The 26,823-nt window shown below is 46.2% G+C and carries 26 protein-coding genes, 1 tRNA gene and 2 pseudogenes; 8 read left to right on the top strand and 21 right to left on the bottom strand.

The window, feature by feature from the left end; genetic code table 11:
- Positions 1-246 precede the first annotated feature (246 nt).
- From HRE53_RS05705 to HRE53_RS05725, 5 genes are all read left to right on the top strand, one after another.
- A complete protein-coding gene (locus tag HRE53_RS05705) occupies positions 247-3,033 on the top strand; it encodes a GAF domain-containing protein (protein ID WP_235109416.1) in 2,787 nt (928 codons plus the stop codon).
- A 444-nt stretch (positions 3,034-3,477) separates the two neighbouring features.
- Positions 3,478-5,118 carry an ATP-binding protein gene (locus tag HRE53_RS05710; RefSeq protein ID WP_212662600.1) on the top strand — a complete coding sequence of 547 codons (1,641 nt, stop codon included), beginning with the start codon at positions 3,478-3,480 and terminating at the stop codon, positions 5,116-5,118.
- A 20-nt stretch (positions 5,119-5,138) separates the two neighbouring features.
- Positions 5,139-5,816 carry a response regulator transcription factor gene (locus HRE53_RS05715; RefSeq protein ID WP_212662601.1) on the top strand — a complete coding sequence of 226 codons (678 nt, stop codon included), beginning with the start codon at positions 5,139-5,141 and terminating at the stop codon, positions 5,814-5,816.
- Between the two features lie 134 nt (positions 5,817-5,950).
- Positions 5,951-6,628: a hypothetical protein gene (locus HRE53_RS05720; protein WP_212662602.1), complete on the top strand. Its 678-nt coding sequence runs from the start codon at positions 5,951-5,953 to the stop codon at positions 6,626-6,628.
- A 29-nt stretch (positions 6,629-6,657) separates the two neighbouring features.
- Positions 6,658-7,026, top strand: coding sequence for a hypothetical protein (locus HRE53_RS05725; RefSeq protein WP_212662603.1), 369 nt, complete (start codon positions 6,658-6,660; stop codon positions 7,024-7,026).
- A gap of 16 nt (positions 7,027-7,042) precedes the next feature.
- On the opposite strand, the gene mgtE is transcribed toward HRE53_RS05725, so the two are convergent.
- Positions 7,043-8,437, bottom strand: coding sequence for a magnesium transporter (gene mgtE, locus HRE53_RS05730; RefSeq protein WP_212662604.1), 1,395 nt, complete (start codon positions 8,435-8,437; stop codon positions 7,043-7,045).
- Between the two features lie 329 nt (positions 8,438-8,766).
- On the opposite strand from mgtE, the gene HRE53_RS05735 reads away from it, so the two are divergent.
- A tRNA-Lys gene (locus tag HRE53_RS05735) sits at positions 8,767-8,838 on the top strand.
- Positions 8,839-8,978: 140 nt separating this feature from the next.
- Positions 8,979-10,058, top strand: coding sequence for a class II fructose-bisphosphate aldolase (gene fba, locus HRE53_RS05740; protein ID WP_212662605.1), 1,080 nt, complete (start codon positions 8,979-8,981; stop codon positions 10,056-10,058).
- 190 nt (positions 10,059-10,248) lie between these two features.
- Here the strand turns inward: fba and HRE53_RS05745 are convergent, their stop codons facing one another.
- From HRE53_RS05745 to HRE53_RS05760, 4 genes are all read right to left on the bottom strand, one after another.
- Positions 10,249-12,024, bottom strand: coding sequence for a M23 family metallopeptidase (locus HRE53_RS05745; RefSeq protein WP_235109418.1), 1,776 nt, complete (start codon positions 12,022-12,024; stop codon positions 10,249-10,251).
- Between the two features lie 660 nt (positions 12,025-12,684).
- Positions 12,685-13,146: a tRNA (cytidine(34)-2'-O)-methyltransferase gene (locus tag HRE53_RS05750; protein ID WP_212662606.1), complete on the bottom strand. Its 462-nt coding sequence runs from the start codon at positions 13,144-13,146 to the stop codon at positions 12,685-12,687.
- Positions 13,147-13,172: 26 nt separating this feature from the next.
- Positions 13,173-14,318: a glutamate--cysteine ligase gene (gene gshA / locus HRE53_RS05755; protein ID WP_235109420.1), complete on the bottom strand. Its 1,146-nt coding sequence runs from the start codon at positions 14,316-14,318 to the stop codon at positions 13,173-13,175.
- Between the two features lie 326 nt (positions 14,319-14,644).
- Positions 14,645-15,352: an alpha/beta hydrolase gene (locus HRE53_RS05760; RefSeq protein ID WP_235109422.1), complete on the bottom strand. Its 708-nt coding sequence runs from the start codon at positions 15,350-15,352 to the stop codon at positions 14,645-14,647.
- A 334-nt stretch (positions 15,353-15,686) separates the two neighbouring features.
- Here HRE53_RS05760 and hisA point away from each other — a divergent pair, with 334 nt between their 5' ends.
- Positions 15,687-16,460: a 1-(5-phosphoribosyl)-5-[(5-phosphoribosylamino)methylideneamino]imidazole-4-carboxamide isomerase gene (gene hisA / locus HRE53_RS05765; protein WP_235109423.1), complete on the top strand. Its 774-nt coding sequence runs from the start codon at positions 15,687-15,689 to the stop codon at positions 16,458-16,460.
- Between the two features lie 68 nt (positions 16,461-16,528).
- Here hisA and HRE53_RS05770 read toward each other — a convergent pair whose 3' ends face one another.
- The 16 genes and pseudogenes from HRE53_RS05770 to HRE53_RS05845 form a co-directional block, all read right to left on the bottom strand.
- Positions 16,529-16,774: a hypothetical protein gene (locus HRE53_RS05770; RefSeq protein WP_235109425.1), complete on the bottom strand. Its 246-nt coding sequence runs from the start codon at positions 16,772-16,774 to the stop codon at positions 16,529-16,531.
- Positions 16,775-16,778: 4 nt separating this feature from the next.
- The gene (locus HRE53_RS05775; RefSeq protein ID WP_235109427.1) at positions 16,779-17,075 is read right to left on the bottom strand and encodes a hypothetical protein; all 297 of its coding nucleotides are present in this window, start codon (positions 17,073-17,075) and stop codon (positions 16,779-16,781) included.
- Between the two features lie 265 nt (positions 17,076-17,340).
- The gene (locus tag HRE53_RS05780; protein ID WP_235109429.1) at positions 17,341-17,652 is read right to left on the bottom strand and encodes a hypothetical protein; all 312 of its coding nucleotides are present in this window, start codon (positions 17,650-17,652) and stop codon (positions 17,341-17,343) included.
- Positions 17,653-17,820: 168 nt separating this feature from the next.
- Positions 17,821-18,015, bottom strand: a complete 195-nt coding sequence (locus tag HRE53_RS05785; RefSeq protein ID WP_212662611.1) for a DUF4177 domain-containing protein — start codon at positions 18,013-18,015, stop codon at positions 17,821-17,823.
- A 120-nt stretch (positions 18,016-18,135) separates the two neighbouring features.
- Complete coding sequence (locus HRE53_RS05790; RefSeq protein WP_212662612.1) at positions 18,136-18,597, bottom strand: glyoxalase/bleomycin resistance/extradiol dioxygenase family protein; 462 nt, start codon at positions 18,595-18,597, stop codon at positions 18,136-18,138.
- A gap of 141 nt (positions 18,598-18,738) precedes the next feature.
- Positions 18,739-19,110, bottom strand: a complete 372-nt coding sequence (locus HRE53_RS05795) for a hypothetical protein (RefSeq protein WP_235109432.1) — start codon at positions 19,108-19,110, stop codon at positions 18,739-18,741.
- 95 nt (positions 19,111-19,205) lie between these two features.
- A complete protein-coding gene (locus tag HRE53_RS05800; RefSeq protein ID WP_235109434.1) occupies positions 19,206-19,466 on the bottom strand; it encodes a hypothetical protein in 261 nt (86 codons plus the stop codon).
- Positions 19,467-19,581: 115 nt separating this feature from the next.
- The gene (locus HRE53_RS05805; protein WP_235109436.1) at positions 19,582-20,082 is read right to left on the bottom strand and encodes a hypothetical protein; all 501 of its coding nucleotides are present in this window, start codon (positions 20,080-20,082) and stop codon (positions 19,582-19,584) included.
- Between the two features lie 30 nt (positions 20,083-20,112).
- Positions 20,113-20,397 (bottom strand): annotated as a pseudogene (murD, locus tag HRE53_RS05810) (UDP-N-acetylmuramoyl-L-alanine--D-glutamate ligase); the annotation flags it as partial.
- An 18-nt stretch (positions 20,398-20,415) separates the two neighbouring features.
- Complete coding sequence (locus tag HRE53_RS05815; protein WP_235109438.1) at positions 20,416-22,098, bottom strand: IS1634 family transposase; 1,683 nt, start codon at positions 22,096-22,098, stop codon at positions 20,416-20,418.
- Positions 22,099-22,164: 66 nt separating this feature from the next.
- Positions 22,165-22,347, bottom strand: a pseudogene (gene murD, locus HRE53_RS05820) (UDP-N-acetylmuramoyl-L-alanine--D-glutamate ligase); the annotation flags it as partial.
- A 179-nt stretch (positions 22,348-22,526) separates the two neighbouring features.
- The gene (locus tag HRE53_RS05825; protein WP_235109440.1) at positions 22,527-22,778 is read right to left on the bottom strand and encodes a BrnA antitoxin family protein; all 252 of its coding nucleotides are present in this window, start codon (positions 22,776-22,778) and stop codon (positions 22,527-22,529) included.
- Positions 22,762-23,034, bottom strand: coding sequence for a BrnT family toxin (locus tag HRE53_RS05830; protein ID WP_235109442.1), 273 nt, complete (start codon positions 23,032-23,034; stop codon positions 22,762-22,764). Before HRE53_RS05830 ends, HRE53_RS05825 begins: the two co-directional genes overlap by 17 nt.
- A 151-nt stretch (positions 23,035-23,185) precedes the next feature.
- Positions 23,186-24,571: a UDP-N-acetylmuramoyl-L-alanine--D-glutamate ligase gene (gene murD, locus HRE53_RS05835; protein ID WP_235109445.1), complete on the bottom strand. Its 1,386-nt coding sequence runs from the start codon at positions 24,569-24,571 to the stop codon at positions 23,186-23,188.
- A 72-nt stretch (positions 24,572-24,643) separates the two neighbouring features.
- Positions 24,644-25,690 (bottom strand): zinc-dependent dehydrogenase, encoded by a 1,047-nt coding sequence (locus HRE53_RS05840; protein WP_235109446.1) that lies wholly within the window; start codon positions 25,688-25,690, stop codon positions 24,644-24,646.
- A gap of 123 nt (positions 25,691-25,813) precedes the next feature.
- Positions 25,814-26,659, bottom strand: a complete 846-nt coding sequence (locus HRE53_RS05845; RefSeq protein ID WP_212662616.1) for an acyl-CoA desaturase — start codon at positions 26,657-26,659, stop codon at positions 25,814-25,816.
- Positions 26,660-26,823: the final 164 nt, after the last annotated feature.

A 26,823-nucleotide genomic window follows, 5' to 3' on the forward strand; every position in this document is an offset into this window, starting at 1 on the left:
TTAATAGTCATGACGCAATTTCTAGGGAACTTGAAATTTCATTTATGAATGAAATTTCAGAGATAGAACCAGTGAATTTTTTTCTAGAGATAGTATAAATTTCTTTCAATATAAGGTCTCAATAAGACCCTCGCTTGAAAATATTGTTTTCGAATAGAGATAAGTATCTCAAAATTTTTTTGGGCACTATTTTCTATAGAGATCTATTACCTGTCTAGCATTATCTTGCAGGTGGAGTTATTTTGAATGATTATTCCTGAAACTGAACCTCCTCGTATCCCTAACTCTTCCAAAGAAACCACGATAGAACCATTGAATGTAGAAAATAGTGACCTTACTCTTCCAACTGCAACCCAACTCAAAATGCAATTACAGCAAGCCATTTTGTTGGCAGAGGTCACCCATGAGATTCGCCAAAGTCTTGATACAACTACAATTTTTCAAGTTGCAGTTGATAAAGTTCAAACCTTACTACAAGTCGATCGAGTCGCTATCTTTCAATTCGATCCGGCCACAGACTATAAACAGGGTGTTTTTGTCGCAGAGAAGGTCATTCCTGTCTATTACTCTGCGGTGGCTGCACGGGTTCAAGATGATAGTTTTGGCGAAAATTATGCCACCAAATATCAGTTGGGGCGGGTATTTGCAGTAGCTGATGTCTATGATGCCGGGCTGAGTGACTGTCATATCCAGATTTATGAGCGCTTTCAGGTCCGAGCGACGTTAGTGGTCCCTTTGCTCCAAGGAGATAAACTATGGGGACTGTTATGTATTCATCAATGTTCACGACCTCGGGTATGGAAATCTGTAGAAATTGATTTCATCCAAAAGTTAGCCGATCAGCTCAGTGTGGCCCTGAAACAAGCGGAGTTGCATGAGCAAGCCCTAGAAAAATCTAAGCAGTTACAAAGTGCCCTGAACCAAGTGGAGGCTCAAAAAGAGCGCGAGGCATGGTTAGCCCAGTATGAGCGGAACATCACCCAAATTATTCAAAATATTCACCAAAATCTCGATATTGAGGATATTTTCAAGGCTACGACCCGGGATATTCGGCAGTTTCTAAAATGCGATCGCGTTGCTGTCTACACCTATTCCCCTGAAGAGACGGGGGAATTATTTTTAGAATCTTCCAATGCTCACCTAACACCCTTAGCCGAGGGCAAGGGGGCTAGCCTCTGGCTAGACGTCTACTTAAACGCAGCCCCAGACAATGCCAGAGACTGTATCCCTTTAGTGACTGATATTGATCAGCAACACCACGCCCAAGGACACTTAGTCTTCCTTGCACAATTCCAGATTCGTGCATATATGCTCGTTCCCGTCTTTATTGGTGACCGATTTTGGGGCTTGTTAGTCACTTGCCAGCAAACGCCACACCAATGGGACGACATTGAACAGAGTCTTCTGCGACGAGTTGGCGATCAATTAGGTGTGGCCTTGCAACAAGCAGAATTAATGCATCAACTCCAAATGTCCAAGGATAAGGCAGAATCAGCGAATCGGGCCAAAAGTGCTTTTTTAGCCAATATGAGTCATGAATTACGGACTCCCCTCAATGCCATCTTGGGATTTAGCCAGCTTCTCAATCGAGATCAAAATTTAACTCCCAAGCAAAAACAAACCCTTACCTCAATTAATCGCAGTGGTTCTCATTTATTGAATCTCATTAACGATGTTTTGGAAATGTCCAAAATTGAGGCAGGGCGGGTCTCACTCAACGTCAAGAACTGTGACTTGATGAATTTATTGGATTCTATCCAAGAAATGTTTTTGCTCAAGGTGGAATCGAAGGGGTTGACGTTAATGGTTGATAAAGCCCTGGATTTGCCACCTTATATTCGTACCGATGAAAGTCGACTGCGGCAAGTCTTGATCAATGTATTAACAAATGCCCTCAAGTTCACTGAACAAGGGAGTGTTGCTCTTAAGGTATATACCCAAAAGTTACTATCCCCCGATTTAATTCCCACCCTTGACGATGCCCCCGTGGCCGAAGAAAATCAACCCAATATCTATCTCTGCATTGATGTGGAAGATACGGGGGTCGGTATTTCTGAATCTGAAATGGGCAATCTGTTTGAAACATTTACCCAAGCTTCAGCTGGGCGAAATTCTTCAGAAGGAGCCGGGCTAGGCTTAGCCATTTGCCAACATTGTATTGAGCTGATGGGCGGCAACATCCTCATTGATAGCAAGGAGGAACAAGGAACTACGGTCCAGATCCAGGTGCCTGTAATGGCAACCCAGGCTAAATCGGTGGATCACTTAGATGTCCCCATGGTGCTGAGTCTAGCGCCAGGACACCCTCACATTCGTATGCTCGTCGTAGAAGACAATCCAGAAAATGCCCAGATTGTGATTGATTTAATGACCTCTGTCGGGTTTGAAGTGCAATCAGTGGTAAATGGTCAACAAGCCGTTGCCTGCTGGCAAACTTGGCATCCCCATGTCATTTTGATGGATTGGCAGATGCCCATTATGAATGGATATGACGCAACGCAAACCATTCGCACTTTAGAACATCAAACCGTATCTGATAGCAATACCGAGGTCTCTCCAGATACCATCACCGGCTCATCGGTAAAATCTCCCCTCAACAACACGATTATCATTGCCCTCACTGCCAGTGTTTTTGAAGATACAAAACAGGAATGTTATGAAGCGGGCTGTGATGATTTTCTGCGAAAGCCTTACCAACAAAGTGTTCTTTTTGAAGTACTCGCTCAGCATCTAAATATTCAATATCTATATGATGAATGCCCTCAAGATATCAATACTTTACATACCTCTAGTTCTCAGAATATGAACCAGGGAAATATTGAGTATCAATTATCCCAACTCCCCAAACAGTGGTTAGTTAAACTCCACCAAGCAGCCATTGAACTAGATGAAGAGCAAATGAGTCAGCAGTTTGTAGAGATTACATCTGACTATCCTTACTTAGCCACACATTTAACGAAATTATTCCAAAATCTGCAGTTCGATCAAATCGTAAACCTAGCTCAAGCAGCTCTTCAAATCAAAAATCACTAATATCATTTGTCCGATCTTCAATACAGTTCAGATCCGAAAATCTATAACAATCCTTATCTCTATTTTGTCCATTTAAAATATCTTTCCTTACCGACTGAATAACCGACATCAAACTTGCAAAGAATTACCAACAAAAGATTTAGGCCTATCAAAATCCACGTCAAGAGCTAAATTCAGAACCGTCTTATACCAGCAATATTTCACAAAACCAGATATTTTATTTCTTTTTTAGTCTCTACCCTAGATAGGGAAAGGAGCACACTTAACGGGAGAGAACTCTAGTAAAGATACGGAGGAATATCTACCTATTTTTTTTTAAGATCAGTAAAGCATTAGCTAACCCTTGAAAGAATCCAAGCTGGTTTGTTCCTTTAGCCGTGCAAGTATCTCTATTATTGCCAACAATATGGGAGACACAAACTTCAATAGATTAAATCGCGAACAATGAAAAATAGCACTGCGAATATTTTGATTGTTGATGACAACGTGGACAACCTAAATGTCTTAGCTGGAATGTTGGCAGAACAAAACTATAAAGTCCGACGAGCCATTAATGGGGCAATTGCACTCAGAGCGATAAAAGCATCGATCCCTGATCTAATTTTGTTAGATATCATTTTGCCGGATATGACTGGATATGATATTTGCACCCAATTAAAACAACATCCGACCACTCGGGATATCCCAGTGATCTTTATTAGTTCTCTCAATGACACCGAGGATAAAGTTAAAGCATTTGCAGTGGGTGGCGTGGATTATGTCTCTAAACCCTTTGAGATGGCTGAGGTCTGCGCCCGGATCCGCAACCAGCTAGAAATTCAGTTTGCCAAGGCAGAAATAGAATCCCTCAATGCCGCTTTGGAGCAACGGGTGCAAGAACGGACCGCCGAACTGACCGCCGTTACCGTAACGTTAGAGAAGCAGATCCAGGAACGCCAAAACGCCGAACAAGCATTGCGACATAGTGAAAGTCGCTTTCGAGCCATGATTGAAAATGCGTCTGATCTGATCCTTTTACTCGATCCACAGGGAATCGTTCATTACTCTAGCCCCTCTGTAGAAAGGAATCTGGGATACTTCCCCACCGATTTGAATGGACAATCCCTCGTGAATTTACTCCATCCACAAGATCAGTCTAATGTGACTCAATTATTAGCAGAGGTACTAGCAACTCCAAGCAAAGTTGCCGTTCCTCTAGAAATCCGTTGGCAACATCAAGAGGGACACTGGTGTACTTTAGAAGCGATCGCCCAGCAGTTTTCTGATACCACCGGATTTTCTGGCATTGTGGTCAATGCCAGAGACATGACCGAGCGGCAGAAAATGGAAGCCATGCAACGCGCTTTAGAACAGGAACAAGAGTTAAGTGAGCTTAAACTCCGATTCTTTTCTATGGCTTCCCATGAATTTCGGACGCCTTTGAGTGTGATTCTGATGGCAGCTCAGATTCTAGAAAGTTCTGAATCCCAGACCCTAGACACCAAGCAACAACGGAATATTGAGCGCATCCATACGAGCGCTCAATATTTGAAAAAGATGTTGGCGGATATCTTGGATATTGCCCGGTTAGAAGCGCAACATAGGGAGTTCAATCCACGACCCGTTTGTGTGAAAACGATGTGCGATCGCATCCTGGATACTCAGCAAACCTCCCATGGAGGACTTCCCAGAATTCGATGTGCCTATACGGGGCTATCTGCTGAAACCGCCCTAGATCCTGATCTGTTCCAGTCCATCCTGAACAATTTGCTGGCAAACGCTCTCAAGTATTCAGCTCCAGAGCAGTGGGTGCAGGTCAAATTAAGGCAAGATTTAGACCAAATTGAATTAATCATCATCGATCAAGGCATTGGTATTCCCAAAGCCAATCAACCCCAATTATTTGAAGCCTTTCATCGGGGTGATAATGTCGGTGAGATCGAAGGATCGGGCTTGGGATTAGCTATCGTCAAAAAATGTGTTGATCTGCATGGCGGTAATCTTTCATTTGTAAGCAAGACTTCTGGCACCACGTTTACAGTACGATTGCCGATCCATACCAATCTGCACCAAGCTGATCCACTGTTCAGACAGACCGTAGCTTAAGCCGTAATAGTAGGGGGGACATGAGACTTTTACTAGTAGAAGATGACTATCCATTGGCAGCCGTTTTTGCCGAGGCCCTGGAAGATTCTGGCTATATCGTCGATGTCGTCCATGATGGAGAAGCCGGTTGGTATCAAGCAACGGAATCAGAATATGGCATTATCCTGCTCGATTGCATGCTGCCAAAACTCGATGGCTTGGGGCTATGCCAGCGGTTACGTGCCCATGGCTACACCATCCCTATCTTGATGATGACAGCCCGAGATGCCAGTACCGATAAAGTTTTGGGTTTAGACGCAGGAGCTGACGACTATCTCGTTAAACCCGTTGATTTACCAGAGTTGTTGGCTCGGATTCGTGCCGTCCTGAGGCGCGGAAAAGCAACGCCTTCCCCCTTGTTATATTGGGGCGAGCTTTGTTTGCATCCCTTAAACCATGAAGTAACCTATGCCAGTCAACCCGTTAAGTTAACCCCCACGGAATTTTCGCTGCTAGAACTATTTTTGCGCAGTGGCTTGCGGGTACTCAGTCGCAAAATTATTATCAGTCATCTTTGGGATTTAGAAGATCCCCCTGGCGAAGAAACCGTCAAAGCCCATATCAAAGGGTTACGGCAAAAACTAACCGAAGCTGGCGCACCCAAGACGTTCATCGAAACAATTCGGGGCGTTGGCTACCGGATGCAGCCGATTCAGTAAATCTTCCCGCTTTCTTCCCGCTTTCTCCCTTTTCTCTTTACTCTCCCCAAATATATTAGGAATAGGTCACACCTAAGTGACTTTTCGTTTGACAACGCACATTAAAGCAATCTGCTGGCTTTATAGGGGGAATTATGACACTAGCTACTTTTCAAGCATCAGACTCGACGAATGTCTCGATTGCACAACCAGATTTATATGTATCACTCTTAAACAAAAGTTTCCTGTTTTCCTCATCTGGAACCCAGGAAGATTATGCCCATCAATTATTAGAGTTAAATGGTCTTGCCTGTCAGCTGAATCAACTGCTCCAGCAAGCCCCTCAGCACCATTGTGCTCAAAGTGCTGTGGGAGTTGTCATTCCAAGTGGTTTGACCGCTAAAGAAGCCTATCAGTTAGGAACGGAACTTGGCCAGCAAGAACATCAGCATTTTGCCGCATTAGCCTTACCCACCCAACGATATCTGTTGCCAGAACAACTACTCGTATTAAGTGACTGGTGGTCCCAGTCTTATTTGGCCCATTATGGTCAATTACTGATTGATGCTACCCAATCATCCGATACCTATATTTATCTAGAGGTACTGAGCACCTCTCACATCACCCTCAAGCAGGACGAACGCCATCCTGATTGCGCCTTCTATGGAGGAATTATCGCTGGCTTTTTTAGTGGCTTAGTCAACCGTGATTTTGAGGTCATTGAGCCGAATTGGTGGCAAGCAAAGGGCAAACGTTGCCAGTTTCTGATGGCCCCCCAAGCCGAGCTAGATGCTCAATTCTTTTGGCAGACCGTTGATACGTTATCAACTTAGTGTCGTGCACTGAAAAAAGGATGATGACCATGATTACAACCTATTCCACTCCCACGACGACTGAGCGCATCAGTAATGATGTAACCACAACAACCTGTTATTACATTCGCAAGCTGCTAGCGACCTATTCTGGTGAACTACAGTCCTTTATTGTTGAAGGAGCAGGGATTATTGCCGATGCGAAATCTGATCTCAATCATGTTTTGGAAAGCTTATATTTAGACGAACCAGATATTAGTGTGATGGCTCGCGAGCTGGAAGTTCTGGCCCAACTCCATCAGAGTCTAAGGGGCCAAACCAACGCTGGCATAAGCATTCCAGGCCAATTAATGGAGGTAGAACGGCGGATGTTCTGGATTTTAGGTCTTAAGAGAATCGACCGTCCTGAAAGAGGTTAAGCCATCCCTGGATGACTTAAGTTCTCTCCAAAATAAACCGAGCCACCGCAAAGTAGATAAACACACCCAACACGTCTACTGCGGTGGTAATAAACGGTGCTGACATCAAGGCCGGGTCAAACCCAATCGCCCTAAATACAAAGGGCAAAGCTGATCCGGCAACGGAGGCCAAAATCGAGATGGCGATCAGACTGATACCGACTGCGATCGCAACCGCTAAACTCCCTTGTAGAAAATAGGCCCAAATCACCACAATAGCCCCCAACATTAGGCCTAAAATGGCACCCGCCGAGGCCTCCCGCTGAATCACCCATAGCGGATGATTGGCCTGGGGCTGATCCACATTCAGACTGCGAATAACCACCGTTGAAGACTGGGCACCTACATTGCCTCCAGTCCCGATTAACAATGGGATAAAACTAGACAGAGCCACAACCTTCTTGAGCATATCTTCCTGGCTATGAATCACTGCAGTTGTGCCTGTGTTCGTCAACAGCAAAACCAATAGCCACACCACCCGTCTACGGGCAACCGTGAGTAAATCCGTCTGAAAATAATCATCTCCCCCAGATTGCACCCCTCCCATCCGGTAGATATCTTCAGTAGTTTCTTCTTCAAAAATATCGATAACATCATCAACGGTGACAATACCGACGAGGCGCTCTTCCCGATCTACAACCGGCATCGCTAGAAAATCATAGCGTTGGATCGTGCGGGCCACCTCTTCCTGGTCGGTATCCGTACTCACAGACACCACATCTCGGGTCATGATCTCACCAATAGTCTGCTCTGGTTGGGCGGTCACCAAATCCCGCAAAGAAATAATTCCCGTCAGGTGGCGGGCAATATCCACCACATACAGGTAATAAACCGTTTCTGTAAACCGAGCTAGACTCCGAATGCGTTCCAATGCCTGAAAGACATTTAAGTTCTCTTTTAAGGACACATACTCCGGCGTCATAATCCGCCCCGCTGTTCCTGCCTCATATCCCAACAGAAAAGCGGTAGCCTGCCGTTCAATCGGGCTAAGCTGCCCCAGCAAACGGCTCACAACCTTAGCTGGCAGCTCATCAAACAGACGGGCTCGATCATCTGGGGACATCTTATCCACAATGTCTAAGACGTCTTGCCGCTTAAATTCTTCGACTAGGGATTGCTGAACATTGGAATTGAGGTTCTCATACACCTCAATGGCTTCATTCTTGGACAAAAGACGAAAGGCAATAGCCTGTTGGGCTTCGGGTAACTCTTCAATCGCTTCAGCAATGTCTGCAGGCTGAACCGGAACGAGCAGAGCTTTAGCACCTTGCAAATTCCCTTGCTCTAACAGCATCAAAAGTTGAGATCGCACCAGCTCTCGCAATTCCCTGCGAGAAACCACTTGTAATCTGGAATCAGCATTTTCAGTCAAGCCCGATCCTCTTTAGATATACGCCCTGTAGTGCTGGCAATCCAATCATTAGGCAGCCACAGAAAAAGTGACCCCCTACTGTATAGGTTCTAAAATGTAGGTCTACTCAAACACTGCCAGCCCTTAGTTTACGCTATTGTGAGAGCGACTGTAGGAAATGCTGGTTTTGGGACCATTGCCCCACTCTTTTGCCCCATTTAGCAGGCCCATGTAGTCTTAAAATGTTATCTGCAGGTGATAGATAAAGACTGCAATATGCCTCCCTCTGCACATCTAGTCCCAAGTTATGTTAGGGTGGGTTCCTGTGTTAGGATACATGGGCCTCAGAGGGGTCGCTAACTCAACGGTAGAGTACTCGGCTTTTAACCGATTAGTTCCGGGTTCGAATCCCGGGCGACCCATTTTTATGAATTCGATACCCCAGACTTAAGATTAAGCTACCGGACAACCCGCTAGACAGGGTAGGATATCTAAAGATTAGCGTAAGAATTCGGCGCAGTTTTCGCTTTTTATCGATGACCAACATTTAGGAGGATCAACTATGGCGCTCGTACCAATGCGTCTTTTGCTCGATCATGCCGCTGAAAACGGCTACGGCATTCCGGCATACAACGTAAATAACATGGAGCAAATCATCTCCATTATGCAAGCTGCAGAAGAGGCAGATAGCCCTGTCATCTTGCAAGCTTCTCGTGGTGCTCGTAGCTATGCGGGTGAGCACTTTCTCCGCCACTTAATTACAGCTGCGGTTGAGTCCTACCCTCATATTCCTATCGCCATGCACCAAGACCATGGTAATAGCCCTACCACATGCTATTCCGCCATGAAAAATGGGTTTACCAGCGTCATGATGGATGGCTCCTTGGAAGCAGATGCTAAAACCCCTGCCAGCTTTGAGTACAACGTTGATGTTACTCGTAACGTTGTGCAAGTCGCTCATGCCATCGGCGTCAGCGTTGAAGGTGAGCTGGGTTGCTTAGGTTCCTTGGAAACCGGTCAAGGCGACAAGGAAGATGGTCATGGTTTTGAAGGAACTCTCAGCCGCGACCAGCTACTCACTGACCCCGACGAAGCCGTTGAGTTTGTTGAGCAGACTCAAGTAGATGCCCTAGCCGTTGCCATTGGCACTAGCCACGGTGCTTATAAGTTTTCTCGTAAGCCCACCGGTGAAATCCTAGCCATTAGCCGCATTGAAGAAATTCACAGCCGCTTGCCCAACACTCACTTGGTGATGCACGGATCATCTTCTGTGCCTCAAGAGTGGATTGATATGATCAATGCAAACGGTGGCAAAATCCCTGAAACCTATGGTGTTCCTGTAGAGGAAATCCAAAAAGGAATCAAGAGCGGTGTTCGTAAGGTCAATATCGACACCGACAATCGTTTAGCCATTACAGCAGCTATTCGGGAAGCCGCATTCAAAGATCCTAGCAACTTTGACCCCCGTCATTTCCTGAAGCCTTCCATCAAGTACATGAAGCAAGTTTGCTTAGCTCGTTATGAGTCTTTTGGTACTTCTGGACAGGCCAGCAAGATTAAGCAACAGCCCCTAGACATTTTTGCTGTCAAATATGCCAAGGGTGAGTTGGATGCTACAACCAAGAAAACTGTAACTGCCTAAACCAGAGCTGCAATCTCAGGTGTTGCAATTGCATCACCTGAGATTGCTCTTAAGCATTCCCATTACAGCATTGCTAGTCTGCTTAATAGGGAAGCGCTCTAGGTAAAAGCGAAGACTAACTTAATCAAGATATCAAGAAGGCCGTAAGAGATCTCTTACGGCCTTCTTGATGTCTTATGAATTCTAGAACCTATAGCTTTCTGAGGAAGGGGACGGGGTTAATCGCGCCTTTACCAGCAGAATGCAGTTCAAAATGAGTATGAGGGCCAGTACTCAGTCCAGTGCTCCCCATCTCAGCAATCTGTTGACCTTGGTAAACAGATTGTCCTACGCGCGTTTTAATGCGGTGGTTATGGGCATATAACGTCAAACTACCATCGGGGTGACGGATCTCAACAAGATTGCCATATCCCCAGCGATTCCAGCCCGCAGTGGTCACAATACCCGGTGCAGAAGCAATCACAGGTGTCCCTACAGGGGCAGCAATATCAATACCACGATGGGGTCGTCCCCAACGCCAACCAAACCCAGAGGTTAGAACGCCTTTAGCAGGCCACAAATATTTTTGGGGCCCCGGCAACATCTGGCTAGGTAAATAGCGATCGACAGAAGATAAAGGGGGTAACTCTAAACTAGGGACCTGAGGCAACAGGTTACGAGTCGCAATTTGAGTCGCATCACTCTTCAACTTCGGACTTGGAGTCGATTGAATCGGTAAAATGGCTACAGGTGGAGAGGCTTTAGTCGAGAGGGATGGGGTTTCGTCCTGGGTTGCTTTAGGCTCTTTGGACGTTGCAACTGTTGCCTTCTCACCTTCCCCCAACAAATCACTAGGCTTATTCTCTGTCTCAGAATCATTGAGAGCAACAATGTCCTGAACCGTCGTTAACGATAAGGAAAGGGATTGATGGGCAGGAATGCGTAGCTTAGTTTTGGGGCCGATAGAGGCAGGATCACTAATACGGTTCGCCTTAGTAATTTCCGTCGCTGAAACCTGGTAGAGACGAGAGATATCGTCTAAGGTTTCTCCCGGCTTGACTTGATGAACAATCGCTCCCGAATCGATGAGAGCTGAATTTTGCTCGTTCGGGATAATCGTTTGAGATAAATCGATATCGGGGAGGACTGCCAAAGCGGTTGTTGAGTCTACTGCCTCCGTTGTTTCCTCAGTACTATCTTTTGCCAGGGTTGAGGAATCCAGCGAATCAATCGCTTGGGTATTGCTCTCAAGGGTAGAAGACAAATCTAATGGGTTGGCAATAGAGGCTGCGCTCAACTCAACATCAGACTGATCTGATGAAGGCAGAAGCTCATCTAAATCAAGCAGGGATTGACTGGGCAATTCAGCCAACAGTAGAGGCTCAACCTCTAGGATGGCTGATGCGCTGAGTTCTAAGCTCTCCTCAATATTGTCAAGGTCGAGAATATCTATGACTTCTAACAGATTTTTAGAGGTCAAGGGAGCCATCAGCTCGTCAGCCAACTCCTGAGAAACCCCGACCAAGGTACTCTGGGTGAAAGAGACGCCTGCCTTAGACACCAATGATTTAGAGGATCCTTCAGACTCCAGAGGCGCAGATTTAAGTGCTAGGGAACCCACCGATTTAGGGGTCAACAATGTCGTGGGCCGAGTCCCTAGGTTTGGCTCAGATGCAATGAGTGCTGAGGATGAACGCTGCAAAGTTCGTTGTTGAAATAGCCTGGAGGATTTGGAGAGGTTCTGGTTTGAATAAGCCGATAGCTTATATCGAGGAGAACCGATCAGGTCCGGCAACTGCACAGACGTATGGGTGGATATTTTTTGATGAGCAGAAGAAACAGCAGCTACAGCTGTCTGCTCAGTTGTTAGTCCGCCGATGGCACTGACCGTGATCAAACCTAGAACACTGGCAGAACGAGTTCGACGAAGGAGAGTTGATACCCCTGACGAAGTGATATCAATCTTCTGCGGAATTTCTCGTTTCAATGAGGACCTCCTAGATGCGTAGTGTGTCTCTGATAATGCAGAAACGGAACTGTGTGTAGAACTGCGTTTGAGAGTTGGAATATAAGCTCTTAATTATCTCATAACATTGTTCTTAAATGTTCGAGTGAGAGTCACGGGCGAAGAATCGTATTAGGTAAAAATACCTTGCTTCTCAAAAATAGACAAGTTTTGAGTAGGAGCATGCTTAACCTGCTTGAATTAGAACCTTGCCCATGGCCAGCAAACAGTATTAATAAATACATTCGCTCAGAGTGTTCAGCAAAAGCCTCTCACGTTGTTCACAATGACTGAGTGAATAGAAAGCAACGGTATGAGCTGATAAAGTGGCTTCCATTAATCTGCCCAGGAGTCTACCCGTATATCCTGCGTGATACTACTGAATTCTTATATAAACTCATTGAAGGGTGACTAATACCTCCGTAAAAAACACATAGAGGAGCTAGCAAACGGTTTGAAATTCGTTCAGTTTTGAATCTAGATACAGATATCTGTCCAAATTAAACTCACGTATTAAAAAATACTTATTCGTCGATTAGAGGAAAAAATATTTCGTCTATCCTACTCTAGTTATTTGAATCTGCCAGAATCAAGGGTGGCATGCCCTATGCCTACCGCAAAACTGACTTTAAAGCCTCAAGGTTAAGTCATTAACGCTAGCTGTCTTCGAGCTTCAAACAGCCCTACAGCAGCACTGACCGAAAGATTCAAACTTCTGACCTGTTGATTAGCCATAGGAATGCGAAGAACGGCAAAGCTGTCCTGCAAAACATCTGGGGGTAAACCACTGGATTCACTGCCAAAGATCAGCCAATCATTCTCGCAAAACTGAAATTGCAAGTAGCTATGAGTTCCAGATTTACTGAAGCTAATGGAACGCCCACCTTGTTGCTGCCGCACCTGCTCAAAGGCGTCCCAGGAAGTGTGGGTTTGAAGGTTCACAAAGGGCCAATAGTCTAGTCCTGCCCGCTTCAGATAGCGATCTGATATTTCAAATCCTAGAGGCTCAACTAAATGCAGCTCAGTTTGTGTTGCAGCACAAGTGCGAGCAATATTGCCTGTATTGGGAGGGATCTCAGGATAAACAAGGACAACCCGGAGCATGTTGTAGACGTCTGCTGATGGACTCGCTATACCGCTACAGGCTCACATAATTTGTTGCGCAGATCAATCTCTGTTTGGGACATATTTGCGATCGCATCCTGCATCACAGACTGAATCGACTGCCCCTGGTGATACTGCCTCAACCACTGTTGAGCCTCATTTCCCTGGTCCAAAATTTCGCGAATTGGAGTCAGGAAACAGCTAAATCCCGATTGTTTTGCCGTCGGCCAAGCTTCGGTATACAGCTCTTCAATCCAGTCCCGAGCCAGAATTTTGCGACCATCTTGCCAATGGGTCAATTCAGCATCCAAGCTATGGGTTGCAGCAGCGATTTCATTGGCATCTGCCAGGGCACATAGATGTTCGGGATCTGTCCTGAAGTTGCTACCGATTAAAGGATCAAGCTGGGGATCATCTAGCAGCTGGAGAATTCGAGCTTCTAGCAGCGCTGTAATGGCTAACAAATGAATGGGATGAGTGACGAGATCACAAATTCTCATCTCCAGGCGATTCAAGTCATAGGGACGACGATTACCGTTGGGGCGCACAGAACTCCACAGATGACGTACATTCTGCATCGTGCCTTGTAGCAATTGTGACTCGGTCCAATCAATAAAATGCTGGTGACTGGTAAATAGAGGCACCTGAGCAGGGGTTTTAGGGAAGACCGCCCAACGGGAAGAATGATGTCCCGTCACTTGATTTCCTAAAAAGGGAGAAGAGGCACTCAAGGCCAAAAACAGCGGAGCTTCCATCCGAACAAGGCGGCAAGCCCGGAAAAGCTGCTCGATGTCGGGAATGCCAATATTGATATGAATACTGGCGGTCACAACGCTCGTACCGTAGGTCTGCTCAATATAGGAATGGTAAGGGTTCTTGGGATCAGACCGGTAAAAATTCTCATGATCTCCAAGGGCTAGGGTACTGCCCGGAATCAGAGTGTAGTCGCCCAAGCTTTGCAAATATTGGCGAAGCTGGAGGCGGGGTTTGAGTAGATCACAAAGAAGGGGATCGTAATGATGAGCTGGGGCAGTCGTATACTCCACGTTACGACTGTCAGGTTCTCGAACAAACCCATCTAAATCGGCAACAATCCGATCGGAGAGACCAACAATCTCACCTGAGGGTTTTCCCGTATACAGTTCTACCTCGAACCCTTTAGAAAGCACCATGCATATCCCTCGCTCTTGTCAAACAGATTATAGGCAGTAGATCTGAATAGACCCTTAGAAAGAGTTAGTAAATTTGATGAGGGCAAACCAAGGTTGAATGTACACTTAAAAATTGAACACAACCAATAAATAGGTGTACTGCTAGCAATGATGTCGCTCACTCGGCAGATCTTTGTTTACATTCTGACATATTTCGGTGCAGGTGTTGGGTAGAGACCCCTACTCCACGGGTCTCCGGCCCAACCAAAACCTGCATGAGGGCCACAAATGCCGATCATTACCGCTGAGAAAGACTGTTATGAAAGCGCTTTCTATAACGGTTCAACTTATTCCATGAAGGAGCGAATGGTATCTGAGAGAATATCGAGGATTCCAGATTGCTGAATATAGGGTTGAGCTTGTTTTAAGATAGGACCCGCTTCTTTTAAGAGGGGACCTGCATCTTCTAATAGAGGAGCGGCTTCTTTTAACAAGGGGCTAGCGGCTCCAATGGCCGGGGCAAATTGCTTACCCTTGGCAATCATAGGGCCATATTTTTGGTAGGCTGCCATCAACCGCTCACCATCTACTTCAACGGTGCTAGTGGGATAGCTCTCAAGGGTATCTAGGATGGTAATTTCTCCATCTCGGCTAGCGTCTAGAACCAATGCAGAGCGAATGGCCTGACGACTCGCTTGCTTTGAAGGAGGAGACATGATTTCCCCTGCTTCATCCAGCATGGCATCACCGAAGGGGGTATTGAGTAATTGATCGAGCTGAGTAGAACTGACGGCAAAGGGGCGGGTGAGAATCTCGCTTACTTTTGCGGGTTCTTGTTCTGCTAGCTCTAAATATACTTTTAGATCGGCAGGAGCACGGCCTGTATCCGCTAATTGGCGTAGGGAACTAACGGGAATCGAGCGAGCAATGGGGCCATATTTAAATACAACCTGTTCTGCAGCCCCAGAAGGTAATGCGCTCAACAGCACAGCCGCACAACTTCCGATTAAACAGCTCCATCCATTGTTGTTGGTCTGTGATGTTATTGAACTCATAACTCTAGGATTTATACCTTTCCAATCTTAAGAATACCCAATTATCATGACCAAAATGTGATCCTGGAGTTCCTGAAGCCTGAGAGATCTGTAGTTTGAGGTCCAACAAGTCGAGAGTGGAATAGGGTTTTGGCTTGACTTTGATCTTTTATGAAGTAGGCAAAAACGCTCTCAAACCTGCTTCAATAGAAAGAGGTAAAATTCGGTTCATAGACTTTGTAGCACCATATCTGAGACCCAATTAAAGCCAGCAGTTCAGGGTTTGAAGTGACGTTGGGATTGGATCGATACAGAGTGATTCACTAAAATTTGGCAACTGAAAGGTAAACGGTTTATGGATGTTATCCCTGCTATTGACTTGTTAAAGGGGCGATGTGTTCGTCTGTATCAAGGGGACTATGACCAATCCCAAGTTTTTTCTGAAAACCCAGTTGAAGTTGCCAAGGCTTGGGAAGCTCAAGGAGCCCAATGGCTGCATTTAGTGGATTTGGATGGCGCCAAGACGGGACAGCCCGTGAATTTAGACACCATTGCCGCGGTGGTGGAGGCTTTAGAGATTCCGGTGCAAGTGGGGGGAGGCTTGCGCGATCGCAACCGTGTCACCCAACTTCTAAATTTAGGTGTAAAAAGAGGTATTTTAGGTACGATAGCCATCGAGAACCCTGATCTAGTTCAGGAGCTATGCCAAGAATTCCCCGATCAGATTGTGGTGGGCATTGATGCCCGAGAAGGCCGAGTAGCCACCCGAGGCTGGTTAGAGACGTCTGAGATTCTGGCGATAGATTTGGCCAAACGCATGGTAACAGCGGGGGCGGCTGCAATTATTTACACGGATATTCAGCGGGATGGAACGATGAAAGGTCCCAATATTCCGATGCTGCGAGAAATGGCTGAGGCAATTACGATTCCGGTGATTGCCTCTGGTGGCGTCAGCTCAATTACAGACTTACTAAATTTGCTGGCTTTAGAGGCTATCGGGGTGACGGGCGCAATTGTGGGTAAAGCCTTATATACAGAAGATATCGCTTTGTCTGAAGCCCTTCGGGCCGTTGGTCCTGGCCGTTGGCAGGATGTGCCTCCTGATTTAGGCTCTTCTGCGCTGGCCTAGAAGTGACAACGCCACTCAGCAAACCATTCGAACGGGGGTATTGAAAACACCATTCAATACTTCAAGGGCTATTCAAGCTCAAATTCAACGTTCAGAAGAGGATGAGCATGCTCAAGCACCTCGGCAAGAGCTTCAGCACTTTGCCTGTTTCCTTCCCACAGCAAAAAAGTGCTTGAATTCGTGGCTTTATGCGTTAATCCATATTGTTTCAGGATAGGGATAGCAGATCTAAGCTGTATCCACACATCCTGAGTCCAGTTCGGATAGGACTCGTGTGGCCAAGAAACGATTATCGTGCCATCCTCATTCGCCATGTACTTATATATCTTGGATATCTAGAGTCAAAGTAGGCGGTGCAGCAAAGTCTCTACAATCAATCGCCTTCTCTGATAAAGCAGTATCAGGATGGACCGAACATTTGAGACGATACTCGTTTGTGAAATATTGACAGTTACTACAGGGAATTTGATGCATCCGATTTGAGACTCGGATACTGTATGCGATCGCAGATCCAATATTCCAAAGTACCAACCCCACAATCCCCCAGGCCAAACAAAAGCCAATCCCCACAAACAGAAAATGAAACGCAGGGGAAACCCACAATTGATAAACCATAATGCCCCGATAACAAAGCCATGTATAGATGGGCAATAAACTACTACCCATCCTTAAGGTAAAACCTTAAAAATAAGGACAAAGCAGGGATCATAGCTTCGTCATAAATATTGCAATCTCTTTACTCTTAGCAATTGAACAACACAATTAAGTTAATCATCACTGAGGCGTTGGAAGTCACTGATTAAGAAATCTGTGGTCTCACTCCCTGACTTTCGTTGAAGGCTCGATCTAAGCAATGTGCAACCGTATTAAAACAGCACTGCTAATAGCTGGAGACATTTCCTGGTAAAACGAATTCACAATGGTCCAACAGTTTCTTACCACGATCATCAAATACGACACTTGGCTTGGGTAAGAACGCCGTGAAGCAATCGTCGATACCTAGCGATATTGCAATCTTACGAGCATATTCTCCACCACCACGGCTCCAGCAAAATAGTTCGTGACCAGCACCCGACATCCGACGTACATATTCTATGGATAGGGGCATTGGGATCTGTTTTGAGCCAAATGTACGGATGAGAGTGTCATCCACATCGATATAAATCACGTGTTTCTTTTGATCTGGCGTCATGTAATGCGAAGTTTTTCTGTTTCTTGATCTCTGTCTAAGCATCATTGCCACTGCTCTGTGAGCAACTTGCATTGATTTTCAAGCAATTCTCAACCGATCAGTTCAGCAACTGACGCAACCAATTACGATGCATCGGCAATGCAAGGAAGGAAAATCTTGCAACCGGTGTCATTGCTGTCGCTTGAATATGGCAACAACATCCTGGGAGCCGCCCTGGTGCCTGTTGATATCAAAGGCACTTACCAGTTCCCACCCTTCAGCACCCAGTTGGTTCATATATTCATCCAGTTTAACCTCGTCAAAGTTGCGTTTGAAGACACCCGTGGTCGCAAGCTTAATGGTCTTATATTCAAAGCTAGGCATTCTTCATGTCTCCTGATTTGCGATGGACAGTGGCATGACCTAAATATTGTGGGTGCTTGAGTCTTAGTTCAATCTTTAGTGAATTACATCGAAGTTTGGTTTGAGAAGATATCTGGCCAACTACTCAGATATCCCCTCAAACATTTGCTTAGCTGCTTCCTCGATTTCCTTGGGCGACATTTCACGGAGTTGAGTAGTAATTCCCCATTCGTGGCCGAATGGATCACGAACACGGGCAAACCGCTCGCCCCAGAAAACATCAGTGGGGTCCATTAAAACTTCTGAACCACTATTTCTCATAGTTTTGACCATTGCATCACAATCATCGACGTATAAATGAATCGCCATGGTTGTCCCCCCAAGGCTTTTTGGACTTGGCGTTCCACCATGTTCTGGCAGTTCTTCACTCAGGAAAAACCGAGCATTACCAATGCGAAATTCGCAGTGCATCACATGACCATCCGGCATGTTGAGTAAAAGGTACGGAGCAACGCCAAAAACGTCAGTGTAGAATTCGACCGCCTTTTGAGCGTCGTTGATGCTGAGATACGGAACGAATTCGCAAGATGTTGGTGAAGGCATTTGTTTATGAAAGTCGGACTGGTGAATGTGCGTTTGTGGTAGCAGCCTAACAGGAGGCATCAAGAGTACAAGAAAAAATTGATATATCCCCACATGAAGCCAGAAATGAGCGTCCCTCAACCCATTTCAAAAAACTAGAAATTAAATAGCATCAACCCAATCAGTCAAAGATTTCTCATTTTCATAGGTGCCCCCTTCAAAACTGAATACATATGCATTTTCATAAATTGTCAGCAAGAAGCGATACGCTTTCAGAACTTCTATTAATGCTGCATGATTATCAAGAAAGATACATTCTTCACTTAGTTGATAATAGATAGAACCATTTTCACCATAGTCCACGACAACTACACTGTCATTACCTCTCCCTCCTTGAAAAAGAAGCCAGTTTCTAAAATCGTTCCAAGGCAACTTGCCGTTTAACTCTTCATTTTTTACCTCATCCCATGACAGTGGGAAAATCCTGGCAGGATTTTTGTCAAGATGAACAAACGCAAAATCGTTAGAACTCATAACTATGGAAAAATAACGTCCTCGTTCACTGGGGCGCAATGAATAGGGTTGAACAACATAAGCCGCAGGCTATACGGCTCCAGTACAACTGCTCTTTAGACATCCCCTTCCAGCATCGAGAGGTATTTAGCGATGTCATTGTCAGATGCCTGCCAATTGTCTCCACAGACTTCGAGTAATTTCACGAGGCCAAGTAGTGACAATGGGTCCTCTGCGGCATACTCATCACCTTTGCCAGTGGCTGTCCAGACCATCTTATGATCGGCGTTCACAATTCGCGAAGCAACGATGAACCCCATTGACTCTAATGCGAGAATTGCCGGAACTTCAACATTAGGCGCAGATGCGATTCTCATAGTTAAAAATTAGTTCTTGATTGTATAACGCCTATGATGCCTAACATTCAAGATTCAAACGACGTCAATGATTTACCGGTCGGGAGTCACGTCTGGCTATACGACAATTTTGAGATCAGGATTGAGATGATTCCCACACATCACGCTTCCGTTTTCCTTTGATTGAGCCAATTGGAACACACACAAGACAACCGCAGTACCATTTCTTATGGGAGTCTGGCTGATACCGCCAACCCACAACTTGCGGTAGTGACTTTACCCGATGGATCTCGTTCTTTTCAATTTTGCGAGGGATATAGACCTGATATCCTTCCGAATTTTCCGCGTGCATGATGATATCGATCGCTTTATCAGCAGTAACTTCAACATGGTGTTGACTGTAGTGACCAACAAGCACTAATTCATCATCGGGAATCCGAAAGTACACACCTGAGATTGTGCTATGCCCGCGCCGTTTCAACTCACGTAGCCATTGATGGGAAATGTAGAACTCTGGTGTCACGGGCATCGCAAAGACACCGCCAGGATACTCATCCGTACTGCGACATGGTTTGATACCAACACGCTTAATCGATGCAATATCATTTTCAGATGCGAGGTGCACGAACATTGCCATATCACAACTCCTTGCACGTAACCGTTGTGGTTACTGGTACAGCAGATCTTGGCATAATTGACGAGAATGATCGCCTCGTTTCTCGAAATTTCGATATTGGTCAAAGCTAGCACAGGCAGGCGATAAGAGCACACTTTTTGCTTGCAAAGAAGGGGCCAATTCAGCAGATCTAGTCACCGCTTTGTCCATCGTTTCTACAATTTCGTAATCGCCATATCCGATAGCCTTAAGGCGCTGGCTAAAATCATCGGCGGCACTGCCAATCAACAGCACCTTGGCAGCTTGAGCCTGAATAGTTTGCAGCCACGCCTGATCCTACATTCAGCAGGCTAGCTAGCAGAGCAGATAATATTTTTTACAGCCCTTCCCAAGGAACGGCAAGATAAGTTGCTGCCTGCTGTTGAGCTTGATGAGATGCTTGGCACCATCAAGCCAAACTAAATGGACGGCCTGAAAGCATTGGAGAATCCAACGTAACGTAGGTTTCGTAGTTTGTTTCCCCTTCTGATTAGGGAGAGTTGTTTGTACTTGTTCTAGTGCATTTCTTAACTGTCGTTGTCCTAAGCTGTAGACCATCAAACACAAGGCCATGATCATGGCTAAGGCAGCGATACGCCGAGGTGTCTTCAGGAAAACACTAGAGGCAAAGAAGAGTGGATCTTTGATAAAGCGAAAGCCTCCTTCACACGCCTGCTGGTTCTTATACTCGCGCAGAATATCATCATTGCTCCATTGCTCTTGTTCCAAGAGATTGGTGGCTAAGATGAAACGACCTGCTTGCCGCCGATAGCGTTCGATGACTGGCTCATTGAGGGTTAAGGTAGCCTCAATAGAATAGGTGTAGTGAGTCACAACCGTTGCTTTTGTCGGTCGTCCAGCCTTTGGATAATGAGGTTTTTTATGGATTTTGAGATCGTCAAGGGTGTGATACCTGAGGATTTTGCCAAAATCTTGGGCTGCAGCTAAAGCATCTGCAGGGCACAAGAAGGTCTGTTTGCAGAGGGTTTTAAGTGCAGTAGTTTTTTGGCTAAACGCCTGATCAATCCGCTTTTGCACTTGTTTGAGTCCAGAGTCTCTGCGAGCTTTACTTTCAACCACCAGCCACCGTTGTTGAATCTCTCCATAGGTACTACATACTTCGACAAAGCTATAGCCGTTGAGAGCACTAGGGTGAAACTGTGAACCCGGCAGCCCTTGTAGTAAGTCTTGGGCTGCCGTTGAACTTGCTGGAACTCGGCTAATCCAAGATGTACTTCCTAATGCTTGCAGATTGTCGGCACTGTAGAGGGCACTATCAGCAACAATCACCTCTGGCTGTTGCTGACTCCACTGTTGCTTAAATTCATGGATGATAGGCACAAACGTACTTTTGTCCGCATCATTACCGTTGCCCACTTGTAAAAATAAAGGAATACCCCCGTCCCCACTCACCAGTAGGTTCAATACAAACTGCTTGAGATCACGACGATTGTCCCGTGAGTAGCCGTAGGTGATTTTCACGGGTATCGGCTCCTCTGACTCAGCCAGTGCAGGGGAGGGGGACTCAGGTGCAGAGGGGGATTCGTCTGACGCCTCAACCTGTGGTTTATCTAAGTATTGCCCCTCAACACTAAGGCTTGTCGCATCTAGATGCGCACACCTTAGAGCTACATCGAATTTCTGAACGACTGCCATTGCCACATGGATAAATATCTGGGTCACACCATAGGCATAGAGCTTGTCGAGGACTCGACCGATACGGGTATCGTTGAGGTGCTCTGGCAGTACACCTTGACCGAGTAAGTGCTCGGTTGCTTTGCTTTCGAAAAACTCACTAAATAAGTACAATGGAGCACTCAAAAAGCCCATACCATTTAGAATCAGGGCTTTGACAACTTGACCACAACTAACATTCTCTTGCTCGTGAGTACCTAATAATCGATCCACTATTTCGACAATGCCGATCTCATCGACGATACCGGCAATAATACCGAGATGGTCAATATCCTGAACGTCTATCTCTTGAGGTGAATACATGGACTTGCGTTGAGGGACAACCTCAAAATTATCCCTTGATGGTTAGTAACTGCTGAATGTCGGCTGATCGTCACCGACCTTGGCTTCCCCACCCGCGATCAGAATGGCAGGATAGTTGACCGCAGCCAGTCCAGTTTGGGCAGCTTCATAATTGGTGGCCTTACTGTCATTGATAAAGTCCACACCCTGCCAGGTACAGATATGCTCTAGGCGATGGGCCACACCAGGGAAAGTGGATACGGCAGTTGAACATCCTACATCCTGTATAGCCAGTTCACTATATACACAACCAGATTGCCTTATACCAATTAGCACCTAAGAGTGTAATTTTGATTATTTGCTAAGCCAACTCAGTATTGGGTTTCACGAGTTTGAGAGTTACATCTTCAGGCACAGCTTGGTATTAGAACATATGTGACAAGCTTTGCCTATTTCGCTGCTCGTATTTCTTCTTGAATCACGCGGCGGAGCGTTTCTTCATCTAAAGGCTGCTTCTCTTTGCCTAGATACTGCCGTAAAGCCTCATTCATGATAGTTTGGTAGCCTTTACCAGCAGCTTCACTCCGTTCTCGAAAAGTTGCTAACACATCGTCATCAATATAAATTGTGATGCGAGTTTTGCCTCCTTGGGGAATAACAGCCCCTCGTTTAGCTTGACTGAAATCATATTCCGCTTTCATAGTTCTTTCTCTCAGAGCGCGTAGCAGAGCGGGCAGAAATTAGGCGAACACGATTCCCGCGATGCGTATAGACGACAACCAACAATCGCCAGAGATGATCCATGCCAATCACAACAAATCGTTGCTCGCCTTGGGCCGTTGTATCTTCAAACGAAAGTGCATTTGGATCAAACAAGACGGCCTCAGCATCGGAAAAGTGCACACCATGCTTTTGCTGATTGATAGCTGCCTTATTCGGGTCCCATTCTGCCTCCATACATACATTATATGCATGGAGGTAGTTTTTATGTTAAATCAAGGAAACCTGGACAGGCTAAGCATAGCTAGGATGCAGATGTCTTCCAAGCGGACTACATATTACGAAAGCCGATATGCAAACTTGAAGTGAACGGCCTGTAAAGCAGAGATTATTGCAAGAGATCTTGGCATAATTGACGAAAATGATCGCCTCGTTTCTCAAAATTTCGATATTGGTCAAAGCTAGCACAGGCAGGCGATAAGAGCACACTTTTTGCTTGCAAAGAAGGGGCCAATTCAGCAGATCTAGTCACCGCTTTGTCCATCGTTTCTACAATTTCATAATCGTCATATCCGATAGCCTTAAGACGCTGGCTAAAGTCATCGGCGGCACTGCCAATCAACAGCACCTTGGCAGCTTGAGCCTGAATGGTTTGCAGCCACGCCTGATCGTCACCGACCTTGGCTTCTCCACCCGCGATCAGAATGGCAGGATAGTTGACCGCAGCCAGTCCAGTTTGGGCAGCTTCATAATTGGTGGCCTTACTGTCATTGATAAAGTCCACACCCTGCCAGGTACAGATATGTTCTAGACGATGGGCCACACCGGGAAAAGTGGATACGGCAGTTGCGATCGCATCTTTCCCAATCCCAGCTAAATGAGCAACCGCCACCGCCAGCAATAGATTTTGCTGATTATGAGCCCCCAACATTCGCATTGATTCAACAGCAACAATCGGCTTACCTTCCACCTTCACCCATCCCTCCTCAATAAAAATATGGGGCACGGGGCAGCGTTGACCATTACAGCCATTGGGTAGGCTTGGGCCGTGGCTACTTGTCCAATAGGCATCGGACCATCGCCAAGGCAATCCTTTGATCAAGCCCTGATCATCACCGTTGAGAATTTTTTGTTTGGACTGATTGAGGAGTAGGGCCTTAATTTCGCGATAGCACTCAACCGTGCCATGGCGCTCAAGATGATCGGGAGAGAAGGTCGTCCACACCCCAATGGTGGGGGCTAGAGTGGGTGAAGATTCAATTTGGTAACTACTGACCTCCGCAATCACCCAATCCAGTGGCTCACCCGCTAGGGCCAGCTCACAGGCACTATAGCCAATATTGCCGCAGGCGGGTGCTCGCAGCCCCGCCGCCTTAAAAATCGCTTCGACAATCGCAGTTGTGGTTGTTTTACCGTTGGTCCCTGTAATCCCAATCCAGGGATATTGCTGCAGGTATCGCCAGGCAAGTTCTAGTTCTCCAAACGTTTCAATTCCTTGGGATCTCGCTTCCTCTAAAGCAGGAAGTTGCCAAGGTACACCGGGGCTGACCACAATTCGATCAGGGCGGTCCAGATCCAGTTCGGCCAAGGCAGCCAGGGAAAATTTCAGATTTAAATGGACAGAGATATCTTCTGCAGCTAAAGTCTGCTGAGTTTTCACTAACCCTTCAGATTGGCCTGCATCACTAACATCAACCTGCCACCCTTCACGGCGCAACAGACGAGCAGCCGCGATACCGGAGCGGCCAAGACCAATAATATGAGCAGAAGGCATAGAAGGGAGTACAGTGATTCAGCAATCCTGATCGTATCGCTTGGTGGTCCCTTTGCTCCAGTTAAATGCTCCTTAGGGATAAATTAAAATCTTGTAGGTCTCAGGCCCAGGGGAAACAGCTTGCTCTACTGCATTCGCTAAGTCCTGGAGCGGATAGCGATCGCTAACTAGGGCATCGACGTCAATTCGCTTGTTGAAAATAATGTCCGCCGATTGTTTTTGTAATCGAAAAGAAGAGCTATAGCTGCCAATCAGATCGATTTCGCGGCGATACAAGACGTTGGGATTAATGGGAATCTCGACTTCATCTGGAAATTCGGCGAAAAACAGAATTTTTCCTCCCTTGCGGGTGCAGTCGAGGGCTTGAAAAAAGGCCTTATCACTGGGCACTGCCAGCAAACTAACATCCACTCCCATGCCATTCGTCAGATCTTGAATCTTAGTGGCTAGGTCCGGATCGCGGGCGTCAAAGGCCGCTGCCGCCCCCACCTGCTTTGCTTTTTCAATTCGGGTGGGCAAGAGGTCAGTTGTAATGGCTCGGCCCCCGACATAGTTGACCAGCATTACAAACATTAAGCCAATGGGACCCGCACCTGTAATCAAAACCGTTTGCCCCGGCTTGATACCTGCTTTGGTGACGGCCTTCAAACAACAGTTGGTGGGTTCAACAAAGCTGGCTTGCTCAAAAGAAATATCCTTGGGAATCTCGACTAGGCCGCCACGGGTGACGATATGCCCCGGAACCTTCACGTATTCGGCAAAGCCACCCCCGCTCGGGCTAAATCCTGCCGTAGTTGTGATATTTTTATACACCTCGCACATGGAAAAGTTGTCATTGAGACAATACTCACAGTGCATGCAGGGAATATGGTGCAGCACAACTACCCGTTGACCGACGTGCCAGCCCTTAACTTCAGAGCCCACTGCGGCAATCTCACCCGCTGTTTCATGACCAAAGATACGGGGTGGTTCGTAGAGGGGATAGCGAATTTTTTTAATGTCAGACTGACAAAGCCCCACCACTTTGACTTGGACCAGGACCTCATCCTTACCGATATCTGGTTTAGGGACTTCTTCGTAACTGAGTTGATTGACTCCTCGAAAGACTTGAGCTTTCATGCTGTCCCGAACCCTAACTAACGTCTGCCCTCAGCTTATCGTGTTGCTTCCTAGGCCTCAAGCAAAGAAACCCCACCAGCAGGCAGGGTTTCTTTACAAATTTATGGGTGTCCCTAAATGGGTCTAGGCACCATCATTGGCCGCAATCTGTTGCGAACTAGGAAGACGGACTTTATCCGCTAAGCCCAGAGTCTTGAGCAGACTGACCATCATCCAAGTGGTGTCAATTTCCCACCATTGCAAGCCATGGCGAGCAGATTGAGGAAAGGCATGGTGATTATTATGCCAGCCTTCACCATAGGTCAGGAGGGCAACCCACCAGCAGTTGGTAGATTGATCATCAGACTCATAGGTTTTATAGCCAAACTTATGGGTGGCGCTATTCACAAACCAAGTGCAGTGATAGACCAATACCAAGCGGACAAAAATACCCCAGACCACTAAAGGCCAACCGCCAACGAAGTACAGCAATACTCCAAAGACGATTTGCATGGGGAAGAAATAGTCATCTAAAAACCGATAAAAGGGATCAGTGTTGATGTCTTTCGTCAGTTTTTCAATTTCTGCCTCTGCTGGGATTTCATGAATCATCCAGCCCATATGACTCCACCAGAAACCATTACGGGAGTTGTGCTGGTCCAGCTCCGTATCAGAGTTCATATGGTGATTACGATGGAGTCCAACCCACCAGATCACGCCTCCTTCACAGGCCAAGGACCCACAAAAGACGAGAAAATACTCCAACCATTTCGGGGTTTTAAAACTGCGGTGGGTGAGCATTCGATGCCAACCCAGGGTGATACCGAGTCCACCCGTGACCCAGTGAAAAAATACGGCAAATCCCACGACTGACCAGCTGAAGTTGCTGGGTACGAAGGCAAACAGTGCTCCTACATGAATAGCGACGAGGACCACAATAAAGGTCCAATCACGCTTAAGCTGTGATGGCGGTGTTGTTGCGATAGTCATTTAGTCTCTTTGTAAATGAATATTTCGACAAGAAAACAAGGGTAAACCTTATATAGGATTCTTATACTTGCCTAATCTCCGCCTAAACCAGCTTTGTACGTCCACAACGATAAAAATTAAACCTTTAGTGGCTGTACGTTGTAAAGAAAAAGTTGCTCTATGAA

The organism is Acaryochloris sp. 'Moss Beach' (assembly GCF_021497025.1).
Lineage (GTDB): Bacteria > Cyanobacteriota > Cyanobacteriia > Thermosynechococcales > Thermosynechococcaceae > Acaryochloris > Acaryochloris marina_A.

Bases quoted from the DNA above. Each gene is read 5' to 3' on its own strand.
- HRE53_RS05705 (WP_235109416.1), top strand. From the start codon at position 247: ATGATTATTCCTGAAACTGAACCTCCTCGTATCCCTAACTCTTCCAAA.
- HRE53_RS05710 (WP_212662600.1), top strand. From the start codon at position 3,478: ATGAAAAATAGCACTGCGAATATTTTGATTGTTGATGACAACGTGGAC.
- HRE53_RS05715 (WP_212662601.1), top strand. From the start codon at position 5,139: ATGAGACTTTTACTAGTAGAAGATGACTATCCATTGGCAGCCGTTTTT.
- HRE53_RS05720 (WP_212662602.1), top strand. From the start codon at position 5,951: ATGACACTAGCTACTTTTCAAGCATCAGACTCGACGAATGTCTCGATT.
- HRE53_RS05725 (WP_212662603.1), top strand. From the start codon at position 6,658: ATGATTACAACCTATTCCACTCCCACGACGACTGAGCGCATCAGTAAT.
- fba (WP_212662605.1), top strand. From the start codon at position 8,979: ATGGCGCTCGTACCAATGCGTCTTTTGCTCGATCATGCCGCTGAAAAC.
- HRE53_RS05750 (WP_212662606.1), bottom strand. From the start codon at position 13,146: ATGCTCCGGGTTGTCCTTGTTTATCCTGAGATCCCTCCCAATACAGGC.
- gshA (WP_235109420.1), bottom strand. From the start codon at position 14,318: ATGGTGCTTTCTAAAGGGTTCGAGGTAGAACTGTATACGGGAAAACCC.
- HRE53_RS05760 (WP_235109422.1), bottom strand. From the start codon at position 15,352: ATGAGTTCAATAACATCACAGACCAACAACAATGGATGGAGCTGTTTA.
- hisA (WP_235109423.1), top strand. From the start codon at position 15,687: ATGGATGTTATCCCTGCTATTGACTTGTTAAAGGGGCGATGTGTTCGT.
- HRE53_RS05770 (WP_235109425.1), bottom strand. From the start codon at position 16,774: ATGGCGAATGAGGATGGCACGATAATCGTTTCTTGGCCACACGAGTCC.
- HRE53_RS05775 (WP_235109427.1), bottom strand. From the start codon at position 17,075: ATGGTTTATCAATTGTGGGTTTCCCCTGCGTTTCATTTTCTGTTTGTG.
- HRE53_RS05780 (WP_235109429.1), bottom strand. From the start codon at position 17,652: ATGACGCCAGATCAAAAGAAACACGTGATTTATATCGATGTGGATGAC.
- HRE53_RS05785 (WP_212662611.1), bottom strand. From the start codon at position 18,015: ATGCCTAGCTTTGAATATAAGACCATTAAGCTTGCGACCACGGGTGTC.
- HRE53_RS05790 (WP_212662612.1), bottom strand. From the start codon at position 18,597: ATGCCTTCACCAACATCTTGCGAATTCGTTCCGTATCTCAGCATCAAC.
- HRE53_RS05795 (WP_235109432.1), bottom strand. From the start codon at position 19,110: ATGAGTTCTAACGATTTTGCGTTTGTTCATCTTGACAAAAATCCTGCC.
- HRE53_RS05800 (WP_235109434.1), bottom strand. From the start codon at position 19,466: ATGAGAATCGCATCTGCGCCTAATGTTGAAGTTCCGGCAATTCTCGCA.
- HRE53_RS05805 (WP_235109436.1), bottom strand. From the start codon at position 20,082: ATGGCAATGTTCGTGCACCTCGCATCTGAAAATGATATTGCATCGATT.
- HRE53_RS05815 (WP_235109438.1), bottom strand. From the start codon at position 22,098: ATGTATTCACCTCAAGAGATAGACGTTCAGGATATTGACCATCTCGGT.
- HRE53_RS05825 (WP_235109440.1), bottom strand. From the start codon at position 22,778: ATGAAAGCGGAATATGATTTCAGTCAAGCTAAACGAGGGGCTGTTATT.
- HRE53_RS05830 (WP_235109442.1), bottom strand. From the start codon at position 23,034: ATGGAGGCAGAATGGGACCCGAATAAGGCAGCTATCAATCAGCAAAAG.
- murD (WP_235109445.1), bottom strand. From the start codon at position 24,571: ATGCCTTCTGCTCATATTATTGGTCTTGGCCGCTCCGGTATCGCGGCT.
- HRE53_RS05840 (WP_235109446.1), bottom strand. From the start codon at position 25,690: ATGAAAGCTCAAGTCTTTCGAGGAGTCAATCAACTCAGTTACGAAGAA.
- HRE53_RS05845 (WP_212662616.1), bottom strand. From the start codon at position 26,659: ATGACTATCGCAACAACACCGCCATCACAGCTTAAGCGTGATTGGACC.